This window comes from Geodermatophilus bullaregiensis, from assembly GCF_016907675.1.
GTDB classification, from domain to species: Bacteria; Actinomycetota; Actinomycetes; order Mycobacteriales; family Geodermatophilaceae; genus Geodermatophilus; species Geodermatophilus bullaregiensis.
In genome coordinates, this window is the sequence record NZ_JAFBCJ010000001.1 from 2,123,745 (window position 1) to 2,143,040 (window position 19,296).

Annotated in this window: 21 protein-coding genes; 11 read left to right on the forward strand and 10 right to left on the reverse strand. The window is 76.5% G+C overall.

Features of this window, described 5'->3' with window-relative positions; all coding sequences use genetic code 11:
- The first annotated feature begins 8 nt into the window (after positions 1-8).
- The 7 genes from JOD57_RS10025 (at position 9) to phaZ (ending at position 7,525) form a co-directional block, all read left to right on the forward strand.
- On the forward strand, positions 9-1,757 hold the full coding sequence (locus JOD57_RS10025) for a phosphatase PAP2 family protein (protein ID WP_204691897.1): 1,749 nt from the start codon (positions 9-11) through the stop codon (positions 1,755-1,757).
- Positions 1,754-2,353 (forward strand): hypothetical protein, encoded by a 600-nt coding sequence (locus tag JOD57_RS10030; RefSeq protein ID WP_204691898.1) that lies wholly within the window; start codon positions 1,754-1,756, stop codon positions 2,351-2,353. Before JOD57_RS10025 ends, JOD57_RS10030 begins: the two co-directional genes overlap by 4 nt.
- On the forward strand, positions 2,350-3,453 hold the full coding sequence (locus tag JOD57_RS10035) for a lysylphosphatidylglycerol synthase transmembrane domain-containing protein (protein ID WP_204691899.1): 1,104 nt from the start codon (positions 2,350-2,352) through the stop codon (positions 3,451-3,453). Before JOD57_RS10030 ends, JOD57_RS10035 begins: the two co-directional genes overlap by 4 nt.
- Entirely contained in the window at positions 3,450-4,073 is a 624-nt protein-coding gene (locus tag JOD57_RS10040) for a phosphatase PAP2 family protein (protein WP_204691900.1), read from the forward strand. Before JOD57_RS10035 ends, JOD57_RS10040 begins: the two co-directional genes overlap by 4 nt.
- Positions 4,073-4,723 carry a phosphatase PAP2 family protein gene (locus JOD57_RS10045; protein ID WP_204691901.1) on the forward strand — a complete coding sequence of 217 codons (651 nt, stop codon included), beginning with the start codon at positions 4,073-4,075 and terminating at the stop codon, positions 4,721-4,723. Before JOD57_RS10040 ends, JOD57_RS10045 begins: the two co-directional genes overlap by 1 nt.
- A 170-nt stretch (positions 4,724-4,893) precedes the next feature.
- Complete coding sequence (locus JOD57_RS10050; protein ID WP_204691902.1) at positions 4,894-6,651, forward strand: PHA/PHB synthase family protein; 1,758 nt, start codon at positions 4,894-4,896, stop codon at positions 6,649-6,651.
- Between the two features lie 85 nt (positions 6,652-6,736).
- A complete protein-coding gene (phaZ, locus tag JOD57_RS10055) occupies positions 6,737-7,525 on the forward strand; it encodes a poly(3-hydroxyalkanoate) depolymerase (RefSeq protein WP_204691903.1) in 789 nt (262 codons plus the stop codon).
- 6 nt (positions 7,526-7,531) lie between these two features.
- Here phaZ and JOD57_RS10060 read toward each other — a convergent pair whose 3' ends face one another.
- The 6 genes from JOD57_RS10060 to JOD57_RS10085 all read right to left on the reverse strand — a co-directional run bounded on the left by JOD57_RS10060 (position 7,532) and on the right by JOD57_RS10085 (position 13,632).
- Positions 7,532-8,914 (reverse strand): neutral zinc metallopeptidase, encoded by a 1,383-nt coding sequence (locus tag JOD57_RS10060; RefSeq protein ID WP_204691904.1) that lies wholly within the window; start codon positions 8,912-8,914, stop codon positions 7,532-7,534.
- 106 nt (positions 8,915-9,020) lie between these two features.
- Positions 9,021-10,223 carry a putative bifunctional diguanylate cyclase/phosphodiesterase gene (locus JOD57_RS10065; protein WP_204691905.1) on the reverse strand — a complete coding sequence of 401 codons (1,203 nt, stop codon included), beginning with the start codon at positions 10,221-10,223 and terminating at the stop codon, positions 9,021-9,023.
- The gene (locus JOD57_RS10070; RefSeq protein WP_204691906.1) at positions 10,220-11,674 is read right to left on the reverse strand and encodes a HAMP domain-containing protein; all 1,455 of its coding nucleotides are present in this window, start codon (positions 11,672-11,674) and stop codon (positions 10,220-10,222) included. The genes JOD57_RS10065 and JOD57_RS10070 overlap by 4 nt, the downstream gene beginning before the upstream one ends.
- 178 nt (positions 11,675-11,852) lie before the next feature.
- Entirely contained in the window at positions 11,853-12,776 is a 924-nt protein-coding gene (locus JOD57_RS10075) for a hypothetical protein (RefSeq protein WP_307824590.1), read from the reverse strand.
- A complete protein-coding gene (locus tag JOD57_RS10080; protein ID WP_204691907.1) occupies positions 12,773-13,006 on the reverse strand; it encodes a hypothetical protein in 234 nt (77 codons plus the stop codon). The genes JOD57_RS10075 and JOD57_RS10080 overlap by 4 nt, the downstream gene beginning before the upstream one ends.
- A 5-nt stretch (positions 13,007-13,011) precedes the next feature.
- Positions 13,012-13,632: a hypothetical protein gene (locus JOD57_RS10085; RefSeq protein ID WP_204691908.1), complete on the reverse strand. Its 621-nt coding sequence runs from the start codon at positions 13,630-13,632 to the stop codon at positions 13,012-13,014.
- Positions 13,633-14,028: 396 nt separating this feature from the next.
- On the opposite strand from JOD57_RS10085, the gene JOD57_RS10090 reads away from it, so the two are divergent.
- The gene (locus JOD57_RS10090; RefSeq protein WP_204691909.1) at positions 14,029-14,190 is read left to right on the forward strand and encodes a helix-turn-helix transcriptional regulator; all 162 of its coding nucleotides are present in this window, start codon (positions 14,029-14,031) and stop codon (positions 14,188-14,190) included.
- A 25-nt stretch (positions 14,191-14,215) separates the two neighbouring features.
- Here the strand turns inward: JOD57_RS10090 and JOD57_RS10095 are convergent, their stop codons facing one another.
- The 3 genes from JOD57_RS10095 to JOD57_RS10105 are packed head-to-tail and all read right to left on the reverse strand — an operon-like array spanning position 14,216 to position 16,121.
- Positions 14,216-15,400: an FAD-dependent oxidoreductase gene (locus JOD57_RS10095; protein WP_204691910.1), complete on the reverse strand. Its 1,185-nt coding sequence runs from the start codon at positions 15,398-15,400 to the stop codon at positions 14,216-14,218.
- A complete protein-coding gene (locus tag JOD57_RS10100) occupies positions 15,397-15,642 on the reverse strand; it encodes a helix-turn-helix domain-containing protein (RefSeq protein WP_204691911.1) in 246 nt (81 codons plus the stop codon). Before JOD57_RS10100 ends, JOD57_RS10095 begins: the two co-directional genes overlap by 4 nt.
- Positions 15,642-16,121 carry a DUF2975 domain-containing protein gene (locus tag JOD57_RS10105; RefSeq protein ID WP_204691912.1) on the reverse strand — a complete coding sequence of 160 codons (480 nt, stop codon included), beginning with the start codon at positions 16,119-16,121 and terminating at the stop codon, positions 15,642-15,644. Before JOD57_RS10105 ends, JOD57_RS10100 begins: the two co-directional genes overlap by 1 nt.
- Before the next feature lie 101 nt (positions 16,122-16,222).
- On the opposite strand from JOD57_RS10105, the gene JOD57_RS10110 reads away from it, so the two are divergent.
- The gene (locus JOD57_RS10110) at positions 16,223-16,720 is read left to right on the forward strand and encodes a VOC family protein (protein ID WP_204691913.1); all 498 of its coding nucleotides are present in this window, start codon (positions 16,223-16,225) and stop codon (positions 16,718-16,720) included.
- A gap of 53 nt (positions 16,721-16,773) precedes the next feature.
- Here the strand turns inward: JOD57_RS10110 and JOD57_RS10115 are convergent, their stop codons facing one another.
- Positions 16,774-18,210, reverse strand: coding sequence for a hypothetical protein (locus JOD57_RS10115; protein WP_204691914.1), 1,437 nt, complete (start codon positions 18,208-18,210; stop codon positions 16,774-16,776).
- Positions 18,211-18,379: 169 nt separating this feature from the next.
- Between JOD57_RS10115 and JOD57_RS10120 the strand changes: the two genes are divergently transcribed.
- Positions 18,380-18,622: a maltose acetyltransferase domain-containing protein gene (locus JOD57_RS10120; protein WP_239568362.1), complete on the forward strand. Its 243-nt coding sequence runs from the start codon at positions 18,380-18,382 to the stop codon at positions 18,620-18,622.
- Positions 18,623-18,656: 34 nt separating this feature from the next.
- The gene (locus JOD57_RS10125; protein ID WP_204691915.1) at positions 18,657-19,253 is read left to right on the forward strand and encodes a TetR/AcrR family transcriptional regulator; all 597 of its coding nucleotides are present in this window, start codon (positions 18,657-18,659) and stop codon (positions 19,251-19,253) included.
- Positions 19,254-19,296: the final 43 nt, after the last annotated feature.

Genomic DNA, 19,296 nt, shown 5'->3' on the forward strand with positions numbered 1-19,296 from the left:
CGGCCGGCATGGCGGCCACGACACGGGCCCCGGCGGGGCAGGCACCCCCGCCGCAGGCCCCGGCGACGCAGGCCCCGGCGGTGGGAACGGTCCGGCGACCGGACCCCCCGCCGATCCAGCGCGTCCACCGCCGACGCCGGCCCTCCGGTGAGCCGCCGCCCCTCCCGCGGCACCTCAACGCCTCGGGTAAGTGGTGGCTGGGCCTCAGCGGCGCCGTGCTGGTCTCGTGGGTCGTCGTGGTCGCCACCGGGAGCGTGGCGTTCTTCGACCTGGTCGACACCCGGGTGCTGCAGGCGATCGGCACCCTCCGCTCCCCCGGCCTGACCCGCGTCGCCGAGGTGGCCGGCGTCCTCGCGACGACCCGGGCCATCCACGTGCTGTGGGTGGTCAGCCTGGTCGTCCTGGCCGTCTTCCGGCGCTGGCGGCACCTGTTCGTCTGGCTCGGCGTGTGCCTGCTGGTCACCAACCTCGCCGGCACCGTGGCGGCCTCCCTGCAGCGCCCGCGCCCCTACGAGGTGGAGGTGCTCGGCACGTGGTCGGGCTTCTCCATGCCCTCGGTGCCGATGACCGTCCTGACCACCCTCCTGGTCAGCTGCCTGTACTCCCTGGTCCCCGCCGGGCGCCGCCGCGACGTCGGCAAGTGGGTGGTGTGCGGGCTGCTGCTCGTCACCGCCGCCGCGCGGCTCTACCTCGCCCAGGACCACCCGACCGACGTCCTCGCCGGGGTCGTCCTCGGGGTCGCGGCCCCGCTGGCGGCGTTCCGCCTGCTGACGCCCAACGAGGTCTACCCGGTCGTCTACCGGCGCGGCAGCCCGGCCCACCTCGACGTCTCGGGCGCGCGCGGGCAGGCGATCATCCGCGCCCTGCAGGACCAGCTCGGCCTGGTGGCCACCGCGGTGACGCCCTTCGGCCTGGCGGGCTCGGGCGGCTCCACCCCGCTGCGGATCACCGTCAAGGCCGACGACGCCGCGGAGGAGGACGAGAGCTGCGTGTTCGGCAAGCTCTACGCCGCCACCCACGTCCGGTCCGACCGCTGGTTCAAGCTCGGCCGCACGCTGCTCTACGGCCGGCTCGAGGACGAGAAGCCCTACCACAGCGTGCGCCGGCTGGTGCAGTACGAGGACTACGTGCTGCGCCTGCTCTCCGACGCCGGCCTGCCCGTGCCGCACCCGCTGGGGATCGTGGAGATCACCCCGGAGCGCGAGTACCTGCTGGTCGCCGAGTTCCTCCAGGGCGCGAAGGAGATCGGCGAGGCCGAGGTCGACGACGCGATCATCGACCAGGGCCTGGCCGTCGTCCGGCGGATGTGGGAGATCGGCATGGCCCACCGGGACATCAAGCCGGCGAACGTGATGGTGCGCGACGGCACGCTGTTCCTCATCGACTCCGCGTTCGGCGAGGTGCGGCCCAGTCCGTGGCGGCAGGCGGTGGACCTGGCGAACATGATGCTGGTCCTGGCCCTGCGCACCGACGCCGCACGGGTCTACGCCCGCGCCCGGCAGCACTTCTCCGAGGAGGAGATCGCGGAGGCCTTCGCGGCGACCCGTGGCCTGACCATGCCCTCCCAGCTGCGCCGGATGCTGCGCGCGCAGGGCCGTGACCTGCACGCCGACTTCCTGCGGCTGCTGCCCTACCGGCTCCCGCCCGTCCGGATCCAGCGGTGGACGCTGCGCCGGGTCGGGTTCAGCATCGTCACCGTCGTGGCCGCGCTGGTCGCCCTCGGGATCACCATCGACCTGCTCGGGTCCCCGCTGTGACCGCCACGCGCCCCCCGGCGACCGCGCTGCTCGCGGCGGCCCTGCTGCTCGCCGGCTGTGGGGGGAACGGCACGAGCATGAGCCACGAGCTGCCGGGGTGCGCGACCGGGGACGACGCCACCGCGGCCAACGGCGTGGTCCTCATGGCGCAGTCGGTGCCGACGGCGACCTGGCTGCCGTGCGTCGAGAGCGTGCCGGTCGGCTGGACCTTCGCCGGCCTGGACGCGCGCTCGGGCTCGTCCCGGTTCTGGCTGGACTCCAACCGCGACGGCGCGCGCGCCATCGAGGTGGTGCTCACCGAGGACTGCGACACCAGCGGCGCCACGGAGATCCCCAGCGACCGGGAGGACCTGCGCCGGTTCGAGCGGGTGACCCAGGTGGCCCCGCAGTACCACGGCCGGCGCTACTACGTCTTCGACGGCGGCTGTCTCACCGTCGTCTTCACCCTCGCCGGGGAGAACCGGGGGGAGCCGCTCGCCCTGGCCACCCACAGCCTCGGCGTCGTCAGCCGCGAGGAGCTGGCCGCGCAGGTCCACGAGGAGAGCGGCCGGCGGCTGCACCTCGACCCGCCCGTCGACGAGGGAGGCGGATCATGACCGCCGTCGCACCGCAGGCCCCGCCCGCCCGGCCCCCGAGGACGACTCCCCTCTGGCGCCGGGTGCTCACACCGCTGCTGTCCCTCGCGCTCGTGGGCGCCGTCTTCTTCTGGTTCCTGCCCCAGTTCACCAGCCTGTCCGACGTGTGGTCGGCGGTCGCGGCCATGTCCTGGACGTCGCTGGCGCTGCTCGGGGTCGCCGCGCTGTGGAACCTCGCGACCTACCAGTTCGTGATGGTCGCGACCATGCCCGGGCTGCGGTTGCGGGAGGCGACGGTCTCCACGCTGACCACCACCGCGGTGTCCAACACCGTCGTCGGCGGGGCGGCCCTGTCCCTCGGGCTGACCTACGGGATGAACTCCTCGTGGGGCTTCTCCCGCTCCCGGACGTCGGTCTCGCTGCTGCTGTCGGGGCTCTGGAACAACTTCGCCAAGCTCGGGCTCCCGGTGCTCGCCCTCGCCCTGCTGGCCCTCAGCTCCGCGCCGACCACCGGGCGGCTGCTGGCCGGGCTGGGCGGCATCGCCGGGCTCGTCGCGGCCGTGGTCCTGCTCGGCCTGCTGCTGCGCAGCCGGGAGAGCGCGGCCCGGATCGGCACCGGCGCCGGGCGGGTGGCCTCCGCCCTGCTGCGGCCGTTCGGCCGGCCCCCCGCGCAGGGCTGGGACCTGGCGACGACGAAGTTCCGCGACCGGACGGTGCTGCTGCTGCGCGCCCGCTGGCACTGGCTGACCCTGGCCACCCTGGTCAGCCACCTCTCCCTGTTCGTCGTCCTGCTGCTGGCGCTGCGCTCCGTCGGCGTGAGCGCGGAGCAGGTCGGCGTCGTGGAGGCGCTGGCGGTCTTCGCCTTCGCCCGGCTGCTCACCGCGATCCCCTTCACCCCGGGCGGGCTGGGCGTCATCGAGCTGGCGCTCATCACCGGCCTGGCGGCGGCCGGCGGTGACCGGCCCCTGGTCGCGGCCGCAGTGCTGGTGTTCCGCGGGCTGACCTACGTGCTGCCCATCCCCCTGGGCGTGGCCACGTACCTGTTCTGGCGGCACAACCGCTCGTGGCGGCGGGAGCCGAACTCCGCACCGCGCACGGAGCTGGTGCCGGAGACGACGTGAGCGGGCGCGCGGACACCCGCCCGCGCAGACCCGTGCGGCGCGGCCGTGACGCCGTCCTGGTCGCGGTCGGCGCGCTCGTGCTCGTGCTCGCCGCGCTGCCGATCGAGCGGACGTCCGTGCCCGCGTCCGAGGCGGCGGTGTTCCGGGCGGTCAACGGCGTCGACGTGCTCCCGTTCGCGCTGGTCTGGCCGGTCATGCAGCTGGGCAACGTCCTGGTGGTGCCCGCGAGCGCGCTGGCCGCCGCGGTGCTGCACCGCTGGCGGCTGGCGGCGGGGCTGCTGCTGGCCGGCGCCGGGACGTACCTGGCGGCGAAGGGCATCAAGGACGTGGTGGTGCGGGGCCGGCCCGACGGACTGCTGGACGACGTCGTCCTGCGCGGGGACGCGGCGCAGGGCCGCGGCTTCCTCTCCGGACACGCCGCCGTCGTGGTCACCGTGCTGACGGTGGCCTGGCCCTGGCTGGGACGCCGCGGGCGGATCGCCGGGGTCGTGCTGGCGGCGGCGGTCTGCCTGGCGCGGGTGCACGTCGCGGCGCACCTGCCGCTGGACGTCGTCGGCGGCGTCGGACTGGGCCTGCTGGTGGGGGGCCTGGTCCTGCTCGTGCTCGGGCGACCCGGGTGATGCTGGTCGACTCCCGCCGCGGCCTGCGGGCCAGCGCGCTCCTGCTGGCCGGCGCCGTGCTCGTCGGCGTGCTGGTGGCCCTGCCGACCACCCGCCCGGCGGTGCAGGCGGTGGACGACGCGGTGTGGGGGTGGGTCGGCGCGGTCCGCAGCGAGCCCGCCACCGGGGTGTCGGTCGCGCTGTCGTGGCTCGGGAGCACCTGGGTGAACTGGCCGCTGCGGGCCGCGGCGATGCTGCTGCTCGCCTGGCGCCGGCACTGGGCCCGCCTGCTCGCCTTCGGGCTGGCGGTGGTCACCAGCGAGGCCGCGATCGGCCCGGTCAAGGCGGCCTTCGACCGCCCGCGTCCCCCGGGGGCCCTGATCGAGACGTCGGCGGCCGCCTTCCCCTCCGGGCACGCCATCGCCGGCGCGGTGACCGCGGTCGGGCTGGTGCTGGTGCTGGCCCCACCCGGGCGCGCCCGCCTGCGCTGGGAGGTGTGGGCGGTCGTCTTCTCCACGGTCATGGCGCTGTCGCGGGTCTACCTGCGCGCGCACTGGCTGTCCGACACCGTCGCCGGAGCCCTGCTGGGCGCCGGCCTCGCCCTCGGCTGGCCCGCGGTGGTGACCGCGGTGCGCGACCGGCGCGAACGGGCCGCCCGCCCGTCCCCGTGACGGTCGGCGGAGCCTCCTGCGGGGTGGGCGGGGTGCGCGCTCGGTCCCGGGTGTGCCTGGTCGGCCTCAGCGGGTAGTGCCCCCTCCGGGGCAGCCGCCCCCTGCCGCAGGAGTCCTCCTGTGGTTGAGTCAACCGGGTCACAGACCTGCACCGACACCAGGAGTCCGGGATGACCACCACTGCTCCCCGCCCGTCTCCCGACTCCCCGCGCCCGCGTTCCGCGCCCGTCCGCGACACCGGCCCGGCCGAGGCGCCGGAGGCGTCGGAGGCCGTGATGGGCCTGGACATGGTGCTCGTCGACGGCGCCCGCGGCCCGCTGCGGCGGATGATCCCGCCGGCCCGGACCGTCGCCCGGCTGGGGGCCGCGCTGGCCCGCAAGCCCGACGTCGTGGCCCGCCGCTCCGGCGGACTGGTGCGCGAGCTGGGCGGCATCGTCACCGGCCGCTCGGAGATCGCGCCCAACCCCAAGGACCGGCGGTACACCGACCCCGCGTGGGCGGGCAACCCGCTGCTCAAGCGGGCCATGCAGGCGCACATCGCCGCGGCCCAGACCGCGGCCTCGCTGGTCGAGGACGCCGACCTCGAGTGGCAGGACGACGAGCGCATCCGCTTCACCCTGACCAACGTCGTCGACGCCCTCGCGCCGAGCAACTCGCTGCTGAACCCGCTGCTGTGGAAGGCGGTCATCGACACCGGCGGCCGCAACGCGGTCAGCGGCGTGCGTCGGCTGGTCAGCGACCTCGCGTCCGCGCCGCGGGTGCCCTCGATGGTGGACCCGGACGCCTTCACCGTGGGAGAGGACCTCGCCGTCACCCCGGGCGCGGTGGTCCTGCGGACGCCGGTGTTCGAGCTGATCCAGTACCGGCCGACCACCGAGCGGGTCCGCAGCGTGCCGCTGGTGATCGTGCCGCCGACGATCAACAAGTACTACGTCACCGACCTCGCGCCGGGCCGCAGCATCGTTGAGCACTACGTGGCCGCAGGCCAGCAGGTCTTCATGATCAGCTGGCGCAACCCCGACGAGCGGCACGCCGACTGGGGCCTGGACGCCTACGGGCAGGCCGTCCTCGACGCGATGGACGCCGCGGAGAAGATCACCGGCAGCGACCGGGTGGCCCTGCAGGGCTTCTGCTCCGGCGGCATCATCCAGGCCATGGTGCTCGCCCACCTCGCCGACACCGGCGCGCTGCACCGGGTGGCCGCGTCGAGCTACGCCGTCACCGTCCTCGACTGGTCGCACGCCGGCACGATCGGCGCGCTGATGGACGAGGAGGCCGTCCGCGAGGCGACGGAGAAGTCGCGGCAGAAGGGCTACCTGGACGGCGCGACGCTGGCCGAGGTGTTCGCCTGGCTGCGGCCCAACGACCTGGTCTGGAACTACTGGGTCAACAACTACCTGCAGGGCAAGCCGCCGCCGGCCTTCGACATCCTCTTCTGGAACGCCGACACCACCCGGATGACCGCGGGCCTGCACCGCGACTTCATCGACGTCTCGGTCGGCAACCTGCTCACCAAGCCGGGTGCGGCGACCATGCTGGGCTCGCCGGTGGACCTCTCGGCCGTCGACGTCGACGCCTACGTCACCGCCGGGATCGCCGACCACCTGTGCCCCTGGCAGTCCTGCTACCGGACGACGCAGCTGCTGGGCGGGCGCAGCCGGTTCGTGCTGTCCACCGCCGGCCACATCGCCTCGCTGGTCAACCCGCCCAGCAACCCCAAGGCGTCCTTCCAGGTGGCTCCGGAGACGCCGGCCGACCCCGAGCAGTGGCTGGCCTCGGCCGCCAAGGAGAAGGGCTCGTGGTGGCCGGACTTCATGGCGTGGCTGGGCGAGCGGGCCGGTGACGAGGTCCCCGCACCGACGTCGCTGGGCAGCGAGGAGCTGCCGCCGCTCACCGACGCACCGGGGACGTATGTCTTCGACAAGTGAGGAGCCGGGGGAGCAGGTCCCCCCGGCCCGCAGGACGTCGCGCGCGGCGGCCGCCAGGGCGGGCACCGGTGAGGTCGTCCGCACGGTGACCGTCGCCGGCCGCACCCTCCGGGTGTCGGTGCGCCGGGGGGACGGGTCGGTCCCGCCCCTGCTGCTGATGAACGGCATCGGGGCGAGCCTGGAGGTCCTGCAGCCGTTCGTCGACGCCCTCGACCCGCGTCGGACGGTGATCCGCTTCGACGTCCCCGGCGTCGGCGGCTCCCCGCGGCCGGTCGTCCCGTACGTGCTGGCCACCTTCACCCCGGTGCTGGCCGGGATGCTGTGCGAGCTCGGCCACGACGACCCGGTCGACGTCCTGGGGCTGTCCTGGGGCGGGGGGCTGGCGCAGCACTTCGCCGTCCAGCACCGCCGGCGCTGCCGCCGGCTGGTGCTGGCGGCCACGGGCACCGGCAGCCTGATGGTGCCCGCGCACCCGCGCGTGCTGGCCCGGATGCTGACCCCCCGGCGCCACCGTGACGCCGGGTACGCCGAGGAGGTCGCCGCCACGCTCTACGGCGGCACGATCCGCGACGACCCGGCGCTGGCGGCCCGGGTGCTGCACTCGGCCAGCCGGCTGGGGCCGCGGCGCGGCTACTACTACCAGCTGGCGGCCAGCGCGGGGTGGAGCAGCCTGCCGTTCCTGTCGCTGATCCGGCAGCCGACGCTGGTGGTCGCCGGTGACGACGACCCGATCATCCCGGTGGTCAACGCCCGCATCCTGGCCCGCGGCATCCCCCGCGCCCGGCTGCACCTGTACTCCGGCGGGCACCTGGCGCTGGTCACCGAGGCCGGCGAGCTCGCACCGGTGGTCGAGGACTTCCTCGACGCGGACTGAGCCCGGTCAGAACCGGCAGGCGCGCCCGCCGTCGACGAACCCCTGCCGGAAGTGGTCGACCAGCTCGAAGCCGGACAGCCCCGACTCCGGTACGACGGTGAGCTCGGTGGCGTACTGCAGCAGCACCACCGCGGCCTCGTCGACGTCGCCCGGGGAGATCGCCAGCCCCGGCCCGTCGACGTGGCCGAGGTGCAGCTCCCGCGCCAGCCAGCCCACGGCGCACACCGAGGCGGTGACCGCGGCCGCGTCGTCGACCGACAGCCCGCGCTGCCCGCGCACGGCCATCGCGTAGGGCAGGCCCAGCAGCGTCGTCACGGCGAAGTCGCCGACGTCCTCGTAGGCCGGCTCGAGCAGGCCGGCGGCGTCGTAGCGGACCGAGTCGTCCGCGGTGCAGTACTGCAGGTCCAGCTCGGCGCCCGCGCCGCTGCACACCATGCCCGGCCCGTCGGCGGCGCGGACGTCGGGGAGGTCGAGCCGCCCGCCGAGCGGGCCGGTGCCTGGGAAGCCGCTGGTCAGGGCCTGGTCCCAGAAGGTGGCGAGCAGGTCGTCGGTGCCGTCCACGACGTCGCGGTAGGGCAGGTCGCCGCCGGTGGCCTCCTCCTCGGCCTCGAACTCCTCCTCGGTGTAGACCCGCGAGGTGTCGAAGGCGGCGCAGGCGACCGGGCCCTCGGCGTAGCCCTCCTGGAACGCGGAGAGCTGGTCGAACAGCGAGCCGTGCGCGTCCTCGGCGTCGGGCGAGGACCCGACGGCGTCGCCGAAGTAGAGGTACCCGAGCAGGTAGGGGTCGAGCTCCTTCGGGCGGACGACGAAGTGCGCCGAGCGTCCCTCGACCACCCACCGCGTCCAGCCGCCGGCGAAGCACTCGGCCTGGGTCTCGGCGATGATCGAGGGCTGGTCGAGCCCGGCGTGCGCCTGGACGGCGTGGCCGATCTCGTGCGCCATGATCTCGGCGACGACGAACGCGCCGTAGTCCTCGGCGAGCTCCGCCAACCAGGCGCGGTCGTAGACGACGACGTCCTCGTCGGCGCAGTGGTAGGCGTTGTCCGCGAGGTCGGCGAGGTCGTCGGGGAAGCACGGGCCGCCGGGCAGGTCGGCGGGGTCGGTCTCGGCCGGGTCGATCGACCAGAAGCCGCCGTCGACGGGACCGAACTCGCCGCCGAAGAGCTCCGGGTAGGTCTGCTCCCAGTAGGCGAGGACGTCGGCGAGGGCGTTGCGCGCCACCCGGTCGGTCGCGCCGCCCTCCTCGGCCAGGTGCACCCTCAGGTCGGCGTCGGTGGCGTCGGTGCGCGGGCCACCGGCCGGGCCGGCGACCCCGGTCACCACGGTGGCGCAGCCGGTCAGCACCAGACCGGCGGCGAGGAGGGCCCCGGCAGGGGTGGGGACGCGCACGGGGCCCCCTCGGGTCGGGCGGACGGCTCGGGGACAGGAGGCTGCCGCGCGCCGCCCGCCCGGTCAACGGGACCGCTCCCGGCAGGGTCGGGACGGCGGTGGCGGGTCAGGACGCCGGGGCGCGCTGCGGCACCGGGCGGAGCAGCGCGCCGGCGGCCTCGGGCGGCAGCGGGCGGTACAGCAGCCAGCCCTGGGCGAGGTCGCAGCCCTGCGCGCGCAGCCGCTCGAGCTGGGCGGGCTCCTCGACGCCCTCGGCCACGACGTCGAGGCCGAAGGTGTGCGCCGCGCTGATGACCAGGCCCACGAGCTCCTGCTGTCCCGGGTCCGGTGAGGCCACGAAGCTGCGGTCGATCTTCAGCGTGTCCACCGGCACGTGCCGCAGCTGCCCGATCGAGGTGTAGCCGGTGCCGAAGTCATCGATCGCGATCGCCACGCCCATGGCCCGGAGCTCCGCCAGGTGGGTCATGGCGACCGGGTCGTCGACGAGGACGGTCTCGGTCACCTCCACGACCAGCAGGCGTGGCGGCAGGCCGGAGGTGGCCAGCACGTCGGTCACGACGCGCCGGTCGGTCAGGTGCCGGCCGGACACGTTGACCGCGACGGTCGGCTCGGGCACCCCCGGCGCGGCCGGCGTCCCCGCCCGCCAGGCGGCGAGCTGGCGGGTGGCCTCGTGCAGCACCCAGCGGTCGAGGTCGCAGACCAGGTCGGAGCTCTCGGCGACGGGGACGAACTCGTCGGGCGGGACGACGACGCCGTCCGGCCGCACCCAGCGCACCAGCGCCTCGAAGCCGCGCAGCCGCTGCTCCGCGACGTCGAGGACGGGCTGGTAGACCAGCCGCATCCCGCCGTCGGTGAGCGCCGCGGCGATCGCCGCCTCGGTCGCGGCGCGCGCGGCCAGCTGCCGGCGCAGGACGTCGTCGAAGATCTCCGCCCGGCCGCGGCCGTGCCGCTTGGCGCGCTCGGCGGCGGTGCCGGCCTCGGCGACGAGGGCATCGGCGTCCGCACCGCCGTTCCGGCTGACCGCGACGCCGATGCTGGCGCCGACCTGCACCAGGCCGCCGACGTCGACGGGCTCGCTGATGTCGGCGACGAGGCGCTCGGCGAGGTCCATGAGGTGGCGCTCGGCCTCGACCGGCTCGACGAGGACGACGAACTCGTCCCCGCCCAGACGGCAGACGACGTCGCCGGCGCGCACCGTCGCCCGCATCCGGCGGGCCACCTCGCGCAGCACCGTGTCGCCCGCGGCGTGGCCCCGGCCGTCGTTGACCGCCTTGAACCCGTCGAGGTCGACGAACAGCAGCCCGGTCATCGCCCCGAGCGGCGGGCCCGGTGCAGCGCGGAGGTCACCAGCGTCAGGGCCTGGGCGCGGTTGGGCAGCTCGGTCAGCGGGTCGTGCGTGGCCCGGTGGGCGAGGGCGAACTGCAGCTCCTCGCGCTGGCGCACCGAGGTGACGATCTGGCGGATCGAGGCGTGCACGACCTCGCCCAGCGGGCCGGGCAGCGGCCGGTCGAGCAGCGCGTCGTCGAGGTCCCCGCGGGCCACCGCCCGGGCCTGGTCCTGGATCCGGCGCAGGCCGGCGACGGCCGCGCCGAGGGCGGCCGACACGGTGCGCACCTCGCGCGGCCCGCGGACCTCGACCTCGACCAGCTCCCCCTCGCTGATCCGGGTGGCCTGGCCGGCGAGCACCCCGAGCGACCGCGACACGGTCCGGCCGAGCCAGACGGCCCCGAGCGCCGCCACCAGCAGCAGGCCGGCGCCGAGCTCGAGCGTCCGCCGCAGGACCGCGGCGGCGTCCTCGCGGTCCGCCGCGGCCATCGCGAGGACGTCGTCGATGGCGGTCCCGACCAGCCCGGCCAGTGCGGCGTCGCGGTCGGCGCTGCGGAGGAGGAGATCGGTCAGGCGGCCGACGTCCCTGGTGGGGGCGGCGGGGGTGCTCGCGGGCGTGAGCAGCGCGTCGAGCCCGGTCACCAGCTCGGACTCCCGCAGCTGCGCCCACGCGGCCCGCAGCGGCTCCTGCGACAGCTCCTCCATCCGCCGCTGCGCGTCCGTGTAGGACAGCCACCCGGTCTCCCACGCCAGCCGCGAGCCGATGAGGGCGGTGTCCGGGGCGAAGAGCGAGCCGAGGTACAGGGGCGTCTGCCGGCTGGCGGTCTGCGTGAGCGTGGCGATGGTCTCGACGTCCTGGACGGCGCGCGCCGTCCGGGCCGGCACGCCCTCGGAGACGGCCGCCGCGGCGGCGTCGCACTCGGCGGTCATCAGGTCGTTGGACGCGTCGAGGTAGCCCAGGTACAGCTGCTCGAGGCGCACCTGCCCCCGGTCGACGCCGGCCCGCAGCCCGGCCAGGTCGGCGGTCACGTGCTCGGCGACCGCAGCGCCCGGGGAGCCGGCGGCCACGGCGGCCAGCGCCGCGTCGGTCGCCGTCCGCGCCTGGGCGGTCCCGTCGGCGGCCACGCTCCGCGCGCTCGCCAGCATCCACGGCGCCACCCCGAGCTGTGTGGCGGCGGCCGGATCGTCGATCACGGCCACGGCGAGCGTCGGCAGGATCTCCCGCTCCACGGCCGTGCGGGCGGCGTCGAGCCGGGCGACGGCCCGGACGGCGGCCTCGGCGCGCCGCGCGCTGTCCACGTCGCCGCTCGTGTGGACGGCGATGAGCGCCGTCAGGACGCCCACGCCGACGAGCGGCACGGCCACCAGAGCGGTGAGGTAGCACCAGAGGGCGGTCCCCCGAGGTGGCGTGCGGTCGGTCGGCGGCTGTGCCATACCTCGTCCTTCGGCAGGGTCGTGGACGGGCTCGACCCGCCCTCCCGCTCAGGGGTGGGGCGGACCGGCCCGTGGTCGTGACGTCGTGCGGCGCGCCGCCTCCCGTCGCGGGTGGTCCACCTGCCGGTCCGGCGGCCGGCGCCGCACCGGCCCGGGCGCGGCGTCCGGCGGGCCGGGCTCAGCCGAGCGGGCGGACGACGCAGCCGCTGGCCGCGCCGCCGAGGAGCTCGACGTCGAAGCCGCGCACGCAGAGGACGTCGGCGAGCGCGGCGTTCACCACCTGCTGGACGTCGACGTCCACGTCGGCGCCGTGCACCTGGTCGGCGCTCATCCGGTCGTGCTGGCGCCAGCCGACGACGACGCCGCCGAGGCCGGGCTCGGCGCTCAGGCAGACGCCGCCGAGCGCGCCGCCGGGGCCGGTGGCGTCCCACAGCGGCAGACCGCTCTCGGTCAGCACGGCGGTGACGTCGACGAGCAGGGTGACCAGCGGGTCGTCGTCGTCGAGGTCGGCGTCCCAGTCCTCGGGCAGCCGGTCGAGCTGCTCGCCGAGGTGCGTCAGCCACGCCGAGTCCTGCGCCGAGATCCGCCGGATCACCGTGCCGTCGGCGCGCAGGGTGCCGTGGACGGCGCGGGCGGACCCGTCGAGCCCGGTGGCCAGCGCGGTCCACACGGCGTCCGTCCGGCCGGCGAACGGCCCGGCGACCGCGTGCAGCCCGGGCCGGTCCTGCGACCCGTCGACCAGCCACCACGCCGTCGTCCCGTCGCCGCCGGCGATCCGCCGTCCGGCCGGGTGGGTCGCCAGACCCACGGCCGTCCGGCCCGCGGGACGGGCCTGCGTCCCGCCTCCCGACGGGACCGCCGCGGTGCCGGGGCCCGCCGTGCCGGCCGGGCCGGCCGGCACGGCGAGCCCGGTCCCGGGCCCGGGCCGCTGGTCGGCGGCGGGCGACCGCTGCTGCCGCACGGCGTTGCGCTCGAACTCGTAGCGGGCCGTGGAGCTGCGGCCCAGGACCACGACCAGCCCGGCCAGCGCGAGGAACCCCACGACGGCGACCACCGGCCACACGATCAGCTCGGCGCTACCCGCCGGGACCGCGGGCGTCACCACGCGCACCAGGAGCGCTGCGGGCCGGCACCCCAGTCGGCGGCCCGGTGGAGCCAGCCGCGGGCCCGCGCGACCAGGCCGGCGGGGCGCCGGCCGGAGGTCGCCGGTGCCTCGCCGGAGGGGTCGACGGCGAGCAGGTCGAGCAGGGCGGCCAGGCCGAGGCCGTCCTCGGCGGAGGGAGCGGTGCCCGTGGCCGGCCCGTGTGCCACGGGGACTGCGGAGGCGCGCACGGCGGTCAGGCGGCGCGGCGGACGACGGAGCCGCTGGCGTCGCCGCCGAGGTCGTCGACCTCGAAGCCGCGCAGCCACAGCACGTCGGCCAGGGCGCTGTTCATGACCTGCTGCACCGCGGCGTCGGTGTCGGCGCCGTGCAGCAGCTCGACGCTGGTCCGGTCGTGCTGGCGCCAGCCGACGACGACGCCGTCGAGACCGGGCTCGGCGCTCAGGCAGACGCCGCCGAGCGCGCCGCCGGGGCCGGTGGCGTCCCACAGCGGCAGGCCGGCCTCGGCCAGCACCGCGGTGACCTCGACCAGCAGGGTGGCCAGCGGGTCATCGTCGGCCAGGCCGGCGTCCCAGTCCTCGGGCAGCCGGTCGAGCTGCTCGCCGAGGTGGGTCAGCCACGCCAGCTCCTGCGGCGAGGGGCGGCGGTGCAGGCCGCCGCCGGGGCCCCGGACGCCGTACACGGCGCGCACCGGCTCGTCGTCGTCCCCGCGCTCCGCGGCGGCCCAGCCGGCGCCGGTGCGGTCGTCGTAGGGGCCGGCGACGAGGCGGTCGGGGCCGTCCTGGCCCTCGACGACCAGCCACCAACCCAGGCGTGCCTCGCTGTCGAGGCGCAGTCCAGTACTGCGGAGATCCACGTGATCCACCGTTCATCCCGTCCATGGGGCCGCCGCAGGGGAAGTGCGACGGCGTCCGCAGCTGCCGGTGAGGGCGGCGCGGACAGGGGAAGTGTGGGGTCCGGCCGCATCCGCGGGGCGCGCAGCGAGGCGCGCTGGGACGCGGCGTGTTCGGATCGTTGTGGATCCGTTCCGCCGGTCCGGCGACCCGCCTCCGGGGACACCCACATGTCGACCGGGACACGCGTGGACGAGCGCGGGGACCCGCCCGGGGACGTCGGTGACCTCGGACGACGCCCGCCGGGACGGCGCGTCCCGCCGCCCCGGACGTCGACGCCGCGTCCGGGGGGCTACCCCGACCGGGCGCTGGAGGACCCCGCCGGGCCGGTCCGGTAGTCCGCCAGGTCGAGGCGGCGGGTGCGCGCCCGGTACCGGAAGGTGACGTCGGGCCGGTCGTTGGTGTTGCGCCCGGACGCCGCCGACCGCCTGGGCTACGCCGAGCCGGCCAGCTCCACCCACGCGTTCCGCCGCTGGACCGGGCCCAGCCCGCGCGAGCACCGCCGCCCGGCCGGCCCGTGACCGGTGCCGGCCGGCGGCGCGCCCGTCAGGCCCGGTGCGCCGCTCGTCCGGGCGACCCGGCCGGGGGCCGCGAGGGCACCGCGGGGGACGGGAAGGACCGGTCACCGAAGAGGACCCGGCGGGCCGCGGCCCGCCCGATCGGCGTGCGGAGCAGGGCGAACGCCGCCGTCGCGGCCGCGGGCGTGCGCACCTGGGCCAGCCCGTGGCGCAGCAGGAGCCTGCCCCGGAAGCGGGCCCGGAGCGCGGCTCCGTCGTAGGCGGCCAGCGCGTCCGGCCGCCCGGCCCGGAGTGCCTCGTCCAGGACGGCGGCAGCGTGCACCGACAGCCGCAGGCACGGGTCGAGACCGCCGGCGGTGAGCGGCGAGACCGCACCGGCGGCGTCCCCCACGAGCAGCCCGTCGGCGCAGGCGATCCGGCGCAGCAGGCCGCCGACGGGGATGGGGCCGCCACGCCGCTCGACCTCCGCCGGGCGCTCGACGCCGGCCAGGCCGGGCGCCGAGGCGCCGAACCGCTCCAGGGCCCGGCGGAGCCCGCCGGGGAAGCGGTCGGCGTAGCCGGCGACGCCGACGTGGGCGTGCCGCCCGTCGTGCACCACCCACGCCAGGTAGCCCGGGGCGAGCGAGGGGTCGAGCACGCAGTGGAACGTCGGGGGTCCCTGACCGGTGGGGACCGCGAAGACCTCCTCGGCGCCGACCAGCAGGTGGGTGTTGCGGTCCAGGCCGAGGTCGCGGGCGACCCGCGAGCGGGCGCCGTCGGCGCCGACGACGAACCGGGCCCGCAGCCGGACCGGCCCCTCGCGGCCGACGAGCAGGGCGCTGCCGCCGCGCCGGCCGGCGTAGCGGGTGCCCAGCGCGATCCGCACGCCGGCGTCGACCGCGGCGCCGGCCGCCGCGACGTAGAGCGGTGCCATGTCACCCACCCGGAACTCGTCGCGCTCGCTGACCAGCCGCACCGGGCGCCGCAGCCCCGGTGGGTGGAGCACCACCTGCCGGATCGGCGGGCCGAGGTGCTGGGCCGGGACGGGGAAGTCGTCGAGCGTCTTCCGGACGAAGATCCCCGTGGTGCGGATCGCGCCGGTCAGGTCGGGGCGACGGTCGACCAGGAGGACGTCGTGCCCGCGTCCGGCGAGCAGCGTGGCGGTGTGCAGCCCGGCCAGCCCGGCCCCGACGACCAGGACGTCGACGGCCTCCGGGACGCGCCCCCCGCTCACCGGCCGGCCTCGTGCGGGGCCTGCTGCGCCTCGCGTTCGTCCGGCACCCACTCGAGCAGGTCACCGGGCTGGCAGTCGAGCACCCGGCACATGGCCTCCAGCGTGCTGAAGCGGACGGCCTTGGCCCGGCCGTTCTTGAGGACGGCCACGTTGGCCGGCGTGAGCCCCACGCGCTCGGCGAACTCCCCCACACCCATCTTGCGCCGGGCCAGCTCGACGTCGATGCGGACGACGATGGGCATCAGATGACCGCCTCCATGTCGGCCTGCAGCGTCGTCGCCCGCCGCAGCAGCGCGCGCATGACCACCACGAGCAGCCCCACCGCGGCCACGACCACCAGCAGCACCAGCAGCAGCGCCGGCAGGCCGGCGGGAGCCCGGCCGACGGCGGTGTAGACCGCCGCACCCGAGAGCAGCAGCCCGGCGACGACGATGGCCCGCACGATCGCGTCCACCCAGACCGAGGACTCCTCCCGGAAGATGCGGTCGTCCTCGACCATGCCGAGCAGCCGCCAGGTGCAGACGACCACGACCTGGGCGCACACCAGCTCCAGCACGCCGAACGTCAGCAGCGGCCACCGCAGGCCGGCCAGCTCCGGCGACTCCTCGGCCAGGTGCCGCAGCGCCGCGGGCAGGGCGCCGACCTGGGCGGCCACCAGGGCCGCGAACAGCAGCGCGAGCAGGACCCGGAGGGCGAGGAACACCCGAGGCATGGACGGCATGCATCGAATGTCGTTGACCATCTATCGGGAGTCAATAGGACACGGGCACGGGGTCTGTCGGCACGGCACGATCGGGGCACCGACCCGAGAGGACGTCCGCGATGACCGGTCCCGACCCCGTCGCACTGGAGGCCGAGCGCGCGCGCATCCGCGACGCGCACCTGCGGCCCGCAGGCCAGCGCCCCGCCTCCACCGCCCGCGGCCTGCACCACACCGCGCTGATCAGCAGCGACGTCGAGCGGACCGTGCGCTTCTACCAGGACGTGCTCGGCTTCCCGCTGACCGAGCTCATCGAGAACCGCGACTACCCCGGCTCCTCCCACTTCTTCTTCGACATCGGCAACGGCAACCTCGTCGCGTTCTTCGACTTCCCCGGCCTCGACGTCGGCCCCTACGCCGAGGTGCTCGGCGGGCTGCACCACGTGGCGATCAGCGTCGAGCCCGACCGGTGGGCCGACCTGGTGCAGCGGCTCACCGACGCCGGCGTCCCGCACGAGGTGCACAGCGGCGTCTCGGTGTACTTCCGTGACCCCGACGGCGCCCGCATCGAGCTCATCGCCGACCCGCTCGGCGAGATGTACGGCCACCAGGTCCTCTGACGCCGGCTGTCGGCCGGCACCCGCCCACCGCGGCAGCGGCTGCCGCCGTGGCCTCAGCCGTCCGCGGGGTCGCCGGCGGGCGGCTCGACGGCGGCCGCGTCCCCGGCGGTGGCCGTCTGGTCCACCGTGGCGGCCTCCACCGCCAGTGACAGCGCGGCCGCCTCGCCGCCGTCCCCTCCGGCACCTCCGTCGCCTCCGGTCGCGCTCGCGGCTCCCGAGGTCGCGTCACCGGTGACCGCGGTGTTGGCGGCAGTGGCGGCGGCCGCGTCGGCCGTGGCGGCGGCCGCGTCGGCCGTGGCGGTGGCCGTCTGGTCGACGGTGGCGACGTTCACCGCCACCGACGCGGCGACGGCGTCCCCGCCGGCCCCGCCGTCGCCGCCGCTGCTGTTCGCCCCGGCGTCGCCGCCGGTCCCACCGGCACCTCCGGCGGCCTGCGCGTCACCCGACGTGGCGTCCCCGGTGCTGGCGGCGTTGACGGCGGTGGCGACCCCGTCACCGGTCGCCGTGGCCGTCTGGTCGACCGTGGGCGCGTTCACCGCCGTCGAGACGGCGGTGGCGTCGCCGCCGTCGCCGCCGTCGCCGCCGTTCCCCGCGCTGGCGTCGAGCAGGAGGGCCTGGTCGCCGTCGCCGCTGTGCGGCCGGTCCCGCTGCGCGGTCGGGCCGGTGACGATCGTCCCGCCGGTGCTGTCCGCCGCGCCGTCGCCGCCGTTCCCACCGGCGCCCCCGGTGGCGGTCGCGTCCCCGGCGGTCGCGTTCCCCGTGACGGCCGTGTCGACGGCGGTGGCGACCCCGTCGCCGGTCGCCGTGGCCGTCTGGGTGACGGTGGCGTCGTCCACCGCCACCGAGACGGCCGTGGCGTCGCCGCCGTCGCCGCCGTCGCCGCCGTTCCCCGCGCTCGCGTCGAGGACGATGCCCTGGTCCCCGTTGCCGCTGTGCGGCAGGTCCTGCTGCACGATCGGGCCGGTGCTGATGGTGCCGCCGGTGCTCCCCGCGCCGCCGGCTCCTCCGGCACCTCCGGCACCTCCGGTGGCGGTCGCGTCCCCGGCGCTCGCGTCCCCCGTGATCGCGGTGCCGACGGCGGTGGCGACCCCGTCGCCGGTCGCCGCCGTCGCCGTCTGGGTGACCGTGGCGGTGCTGGCCGCCAGGGAGACCGCGGTGGCACTCCCCCCGGCTCCACCGGCTCCGCCGTTCCCGGCGCTCGCGTCGTAGACGACGACCTGGTCGCCGTCGCCGCTGTGCGGGAGGTCGAGCTGCACGACCGGTCGGCCGGTGACCCTGCCGCCGGTGCTGCCCGCGCCGGCGCTCGTGTCGACGACGACGGTCTGCACGCCCTCCCCGCTGTGTGGCAGGTCCCGCTGGATGACGCGCGGCCCCGTGGCCGTGCCGTTCCCGCCGGGAGGGGCGGCGAGGGCCTGCGTCGAGCCGGCGAGGACCAGTGCGCCGGCCAGCAGTGTCGCGGCCGTGGCTCGAGTGCCCGTCCGGGTCGTCATCGTCGGTCCTCTCCGTCGGGACGTGCTGCGGCGAGGACGCCGCCCCCGCCGGCCGCACCGGGAGCGGCTGGCGGTGACCGTAGGGGCGTGCGCGACGAGGCCGACAGGGACGAAGGGCCTGCGGACCGTATGTGGACGCACGTCCACAACGATGTGTACGCTCGTCCACATGCTGTCGCAGCAGGTCACGGACGCCCGGACGATGCGCGAGCGGGTGCTCGCCGGGGACCCGTACGTCTTCGACGACCCCGCGCTGGCCGAGGCCGACGCCGCGGCGCTCGACCTGGTGGCGTCGCACAACGCGACGACCACGCGGCAGGAGCCGCTGCGCCGTGCGCTGCTCGAGCGGCTGCTGGGCGCCATCGGGCAGCCGGCCGTCCGCGACGAGCCCGCCGCCGGCGAGGAGGCGTGAGGGGGTCCCGCGCCGCGCGAGGCGGGACCCGGCCGTGAGCGCCGAGCCGGCCCCGGAGGCGTTCGGCGGCCAGGCTGCCGACGAGCCGGCGCGGCGGGCGCGCCGCTACGACCCCGACCGGCGCGAGCGGCTCATCGCCACGGCGCTCGACGTGATCGCCGAGCACGGTGTCGCGGGCGCCACCCACCGCGCGATCGCCCGGTCCGCCGACGTGCCGCTGGGGTCGACGTCCTACCACTTCGCCTCCATCGACGAGCTGCTGGCGGCGGCGTTCACCGTGCACGCCGAGCAGGTCGCCGGAGCGCTCGAGGAGCGGCTGCGTGCCGCGCCGGACCCGGAGGCGGCGCTGGACGCGCTCGCCCGGCACCTGAGCGAGGACCTCCTGGGGGACGAGCGGACGCTGGTGCTGGCGGTGGAGCTCTACGTCGCCGCCGCCCGGCGCCCGGAGCTGCGCGCGGTCACCCAGGACTGGATGGTGCGCAGCCGGCGGGTGCTGGAGCTGCACTTCGACCCCGTGACCGCCCGCGAGCTCGACGCCCTCGTCGAGGGGCTCGTCCTGCACCAGTTCCTGTCGACGGACCCGATGACGCCGGACCAGGTACGTCACGCCCTCCTCCGCATCACCCGCTGACCCGCCCGCGCACGCCGTCCCGGCGGACCGCACCCCGAACGCC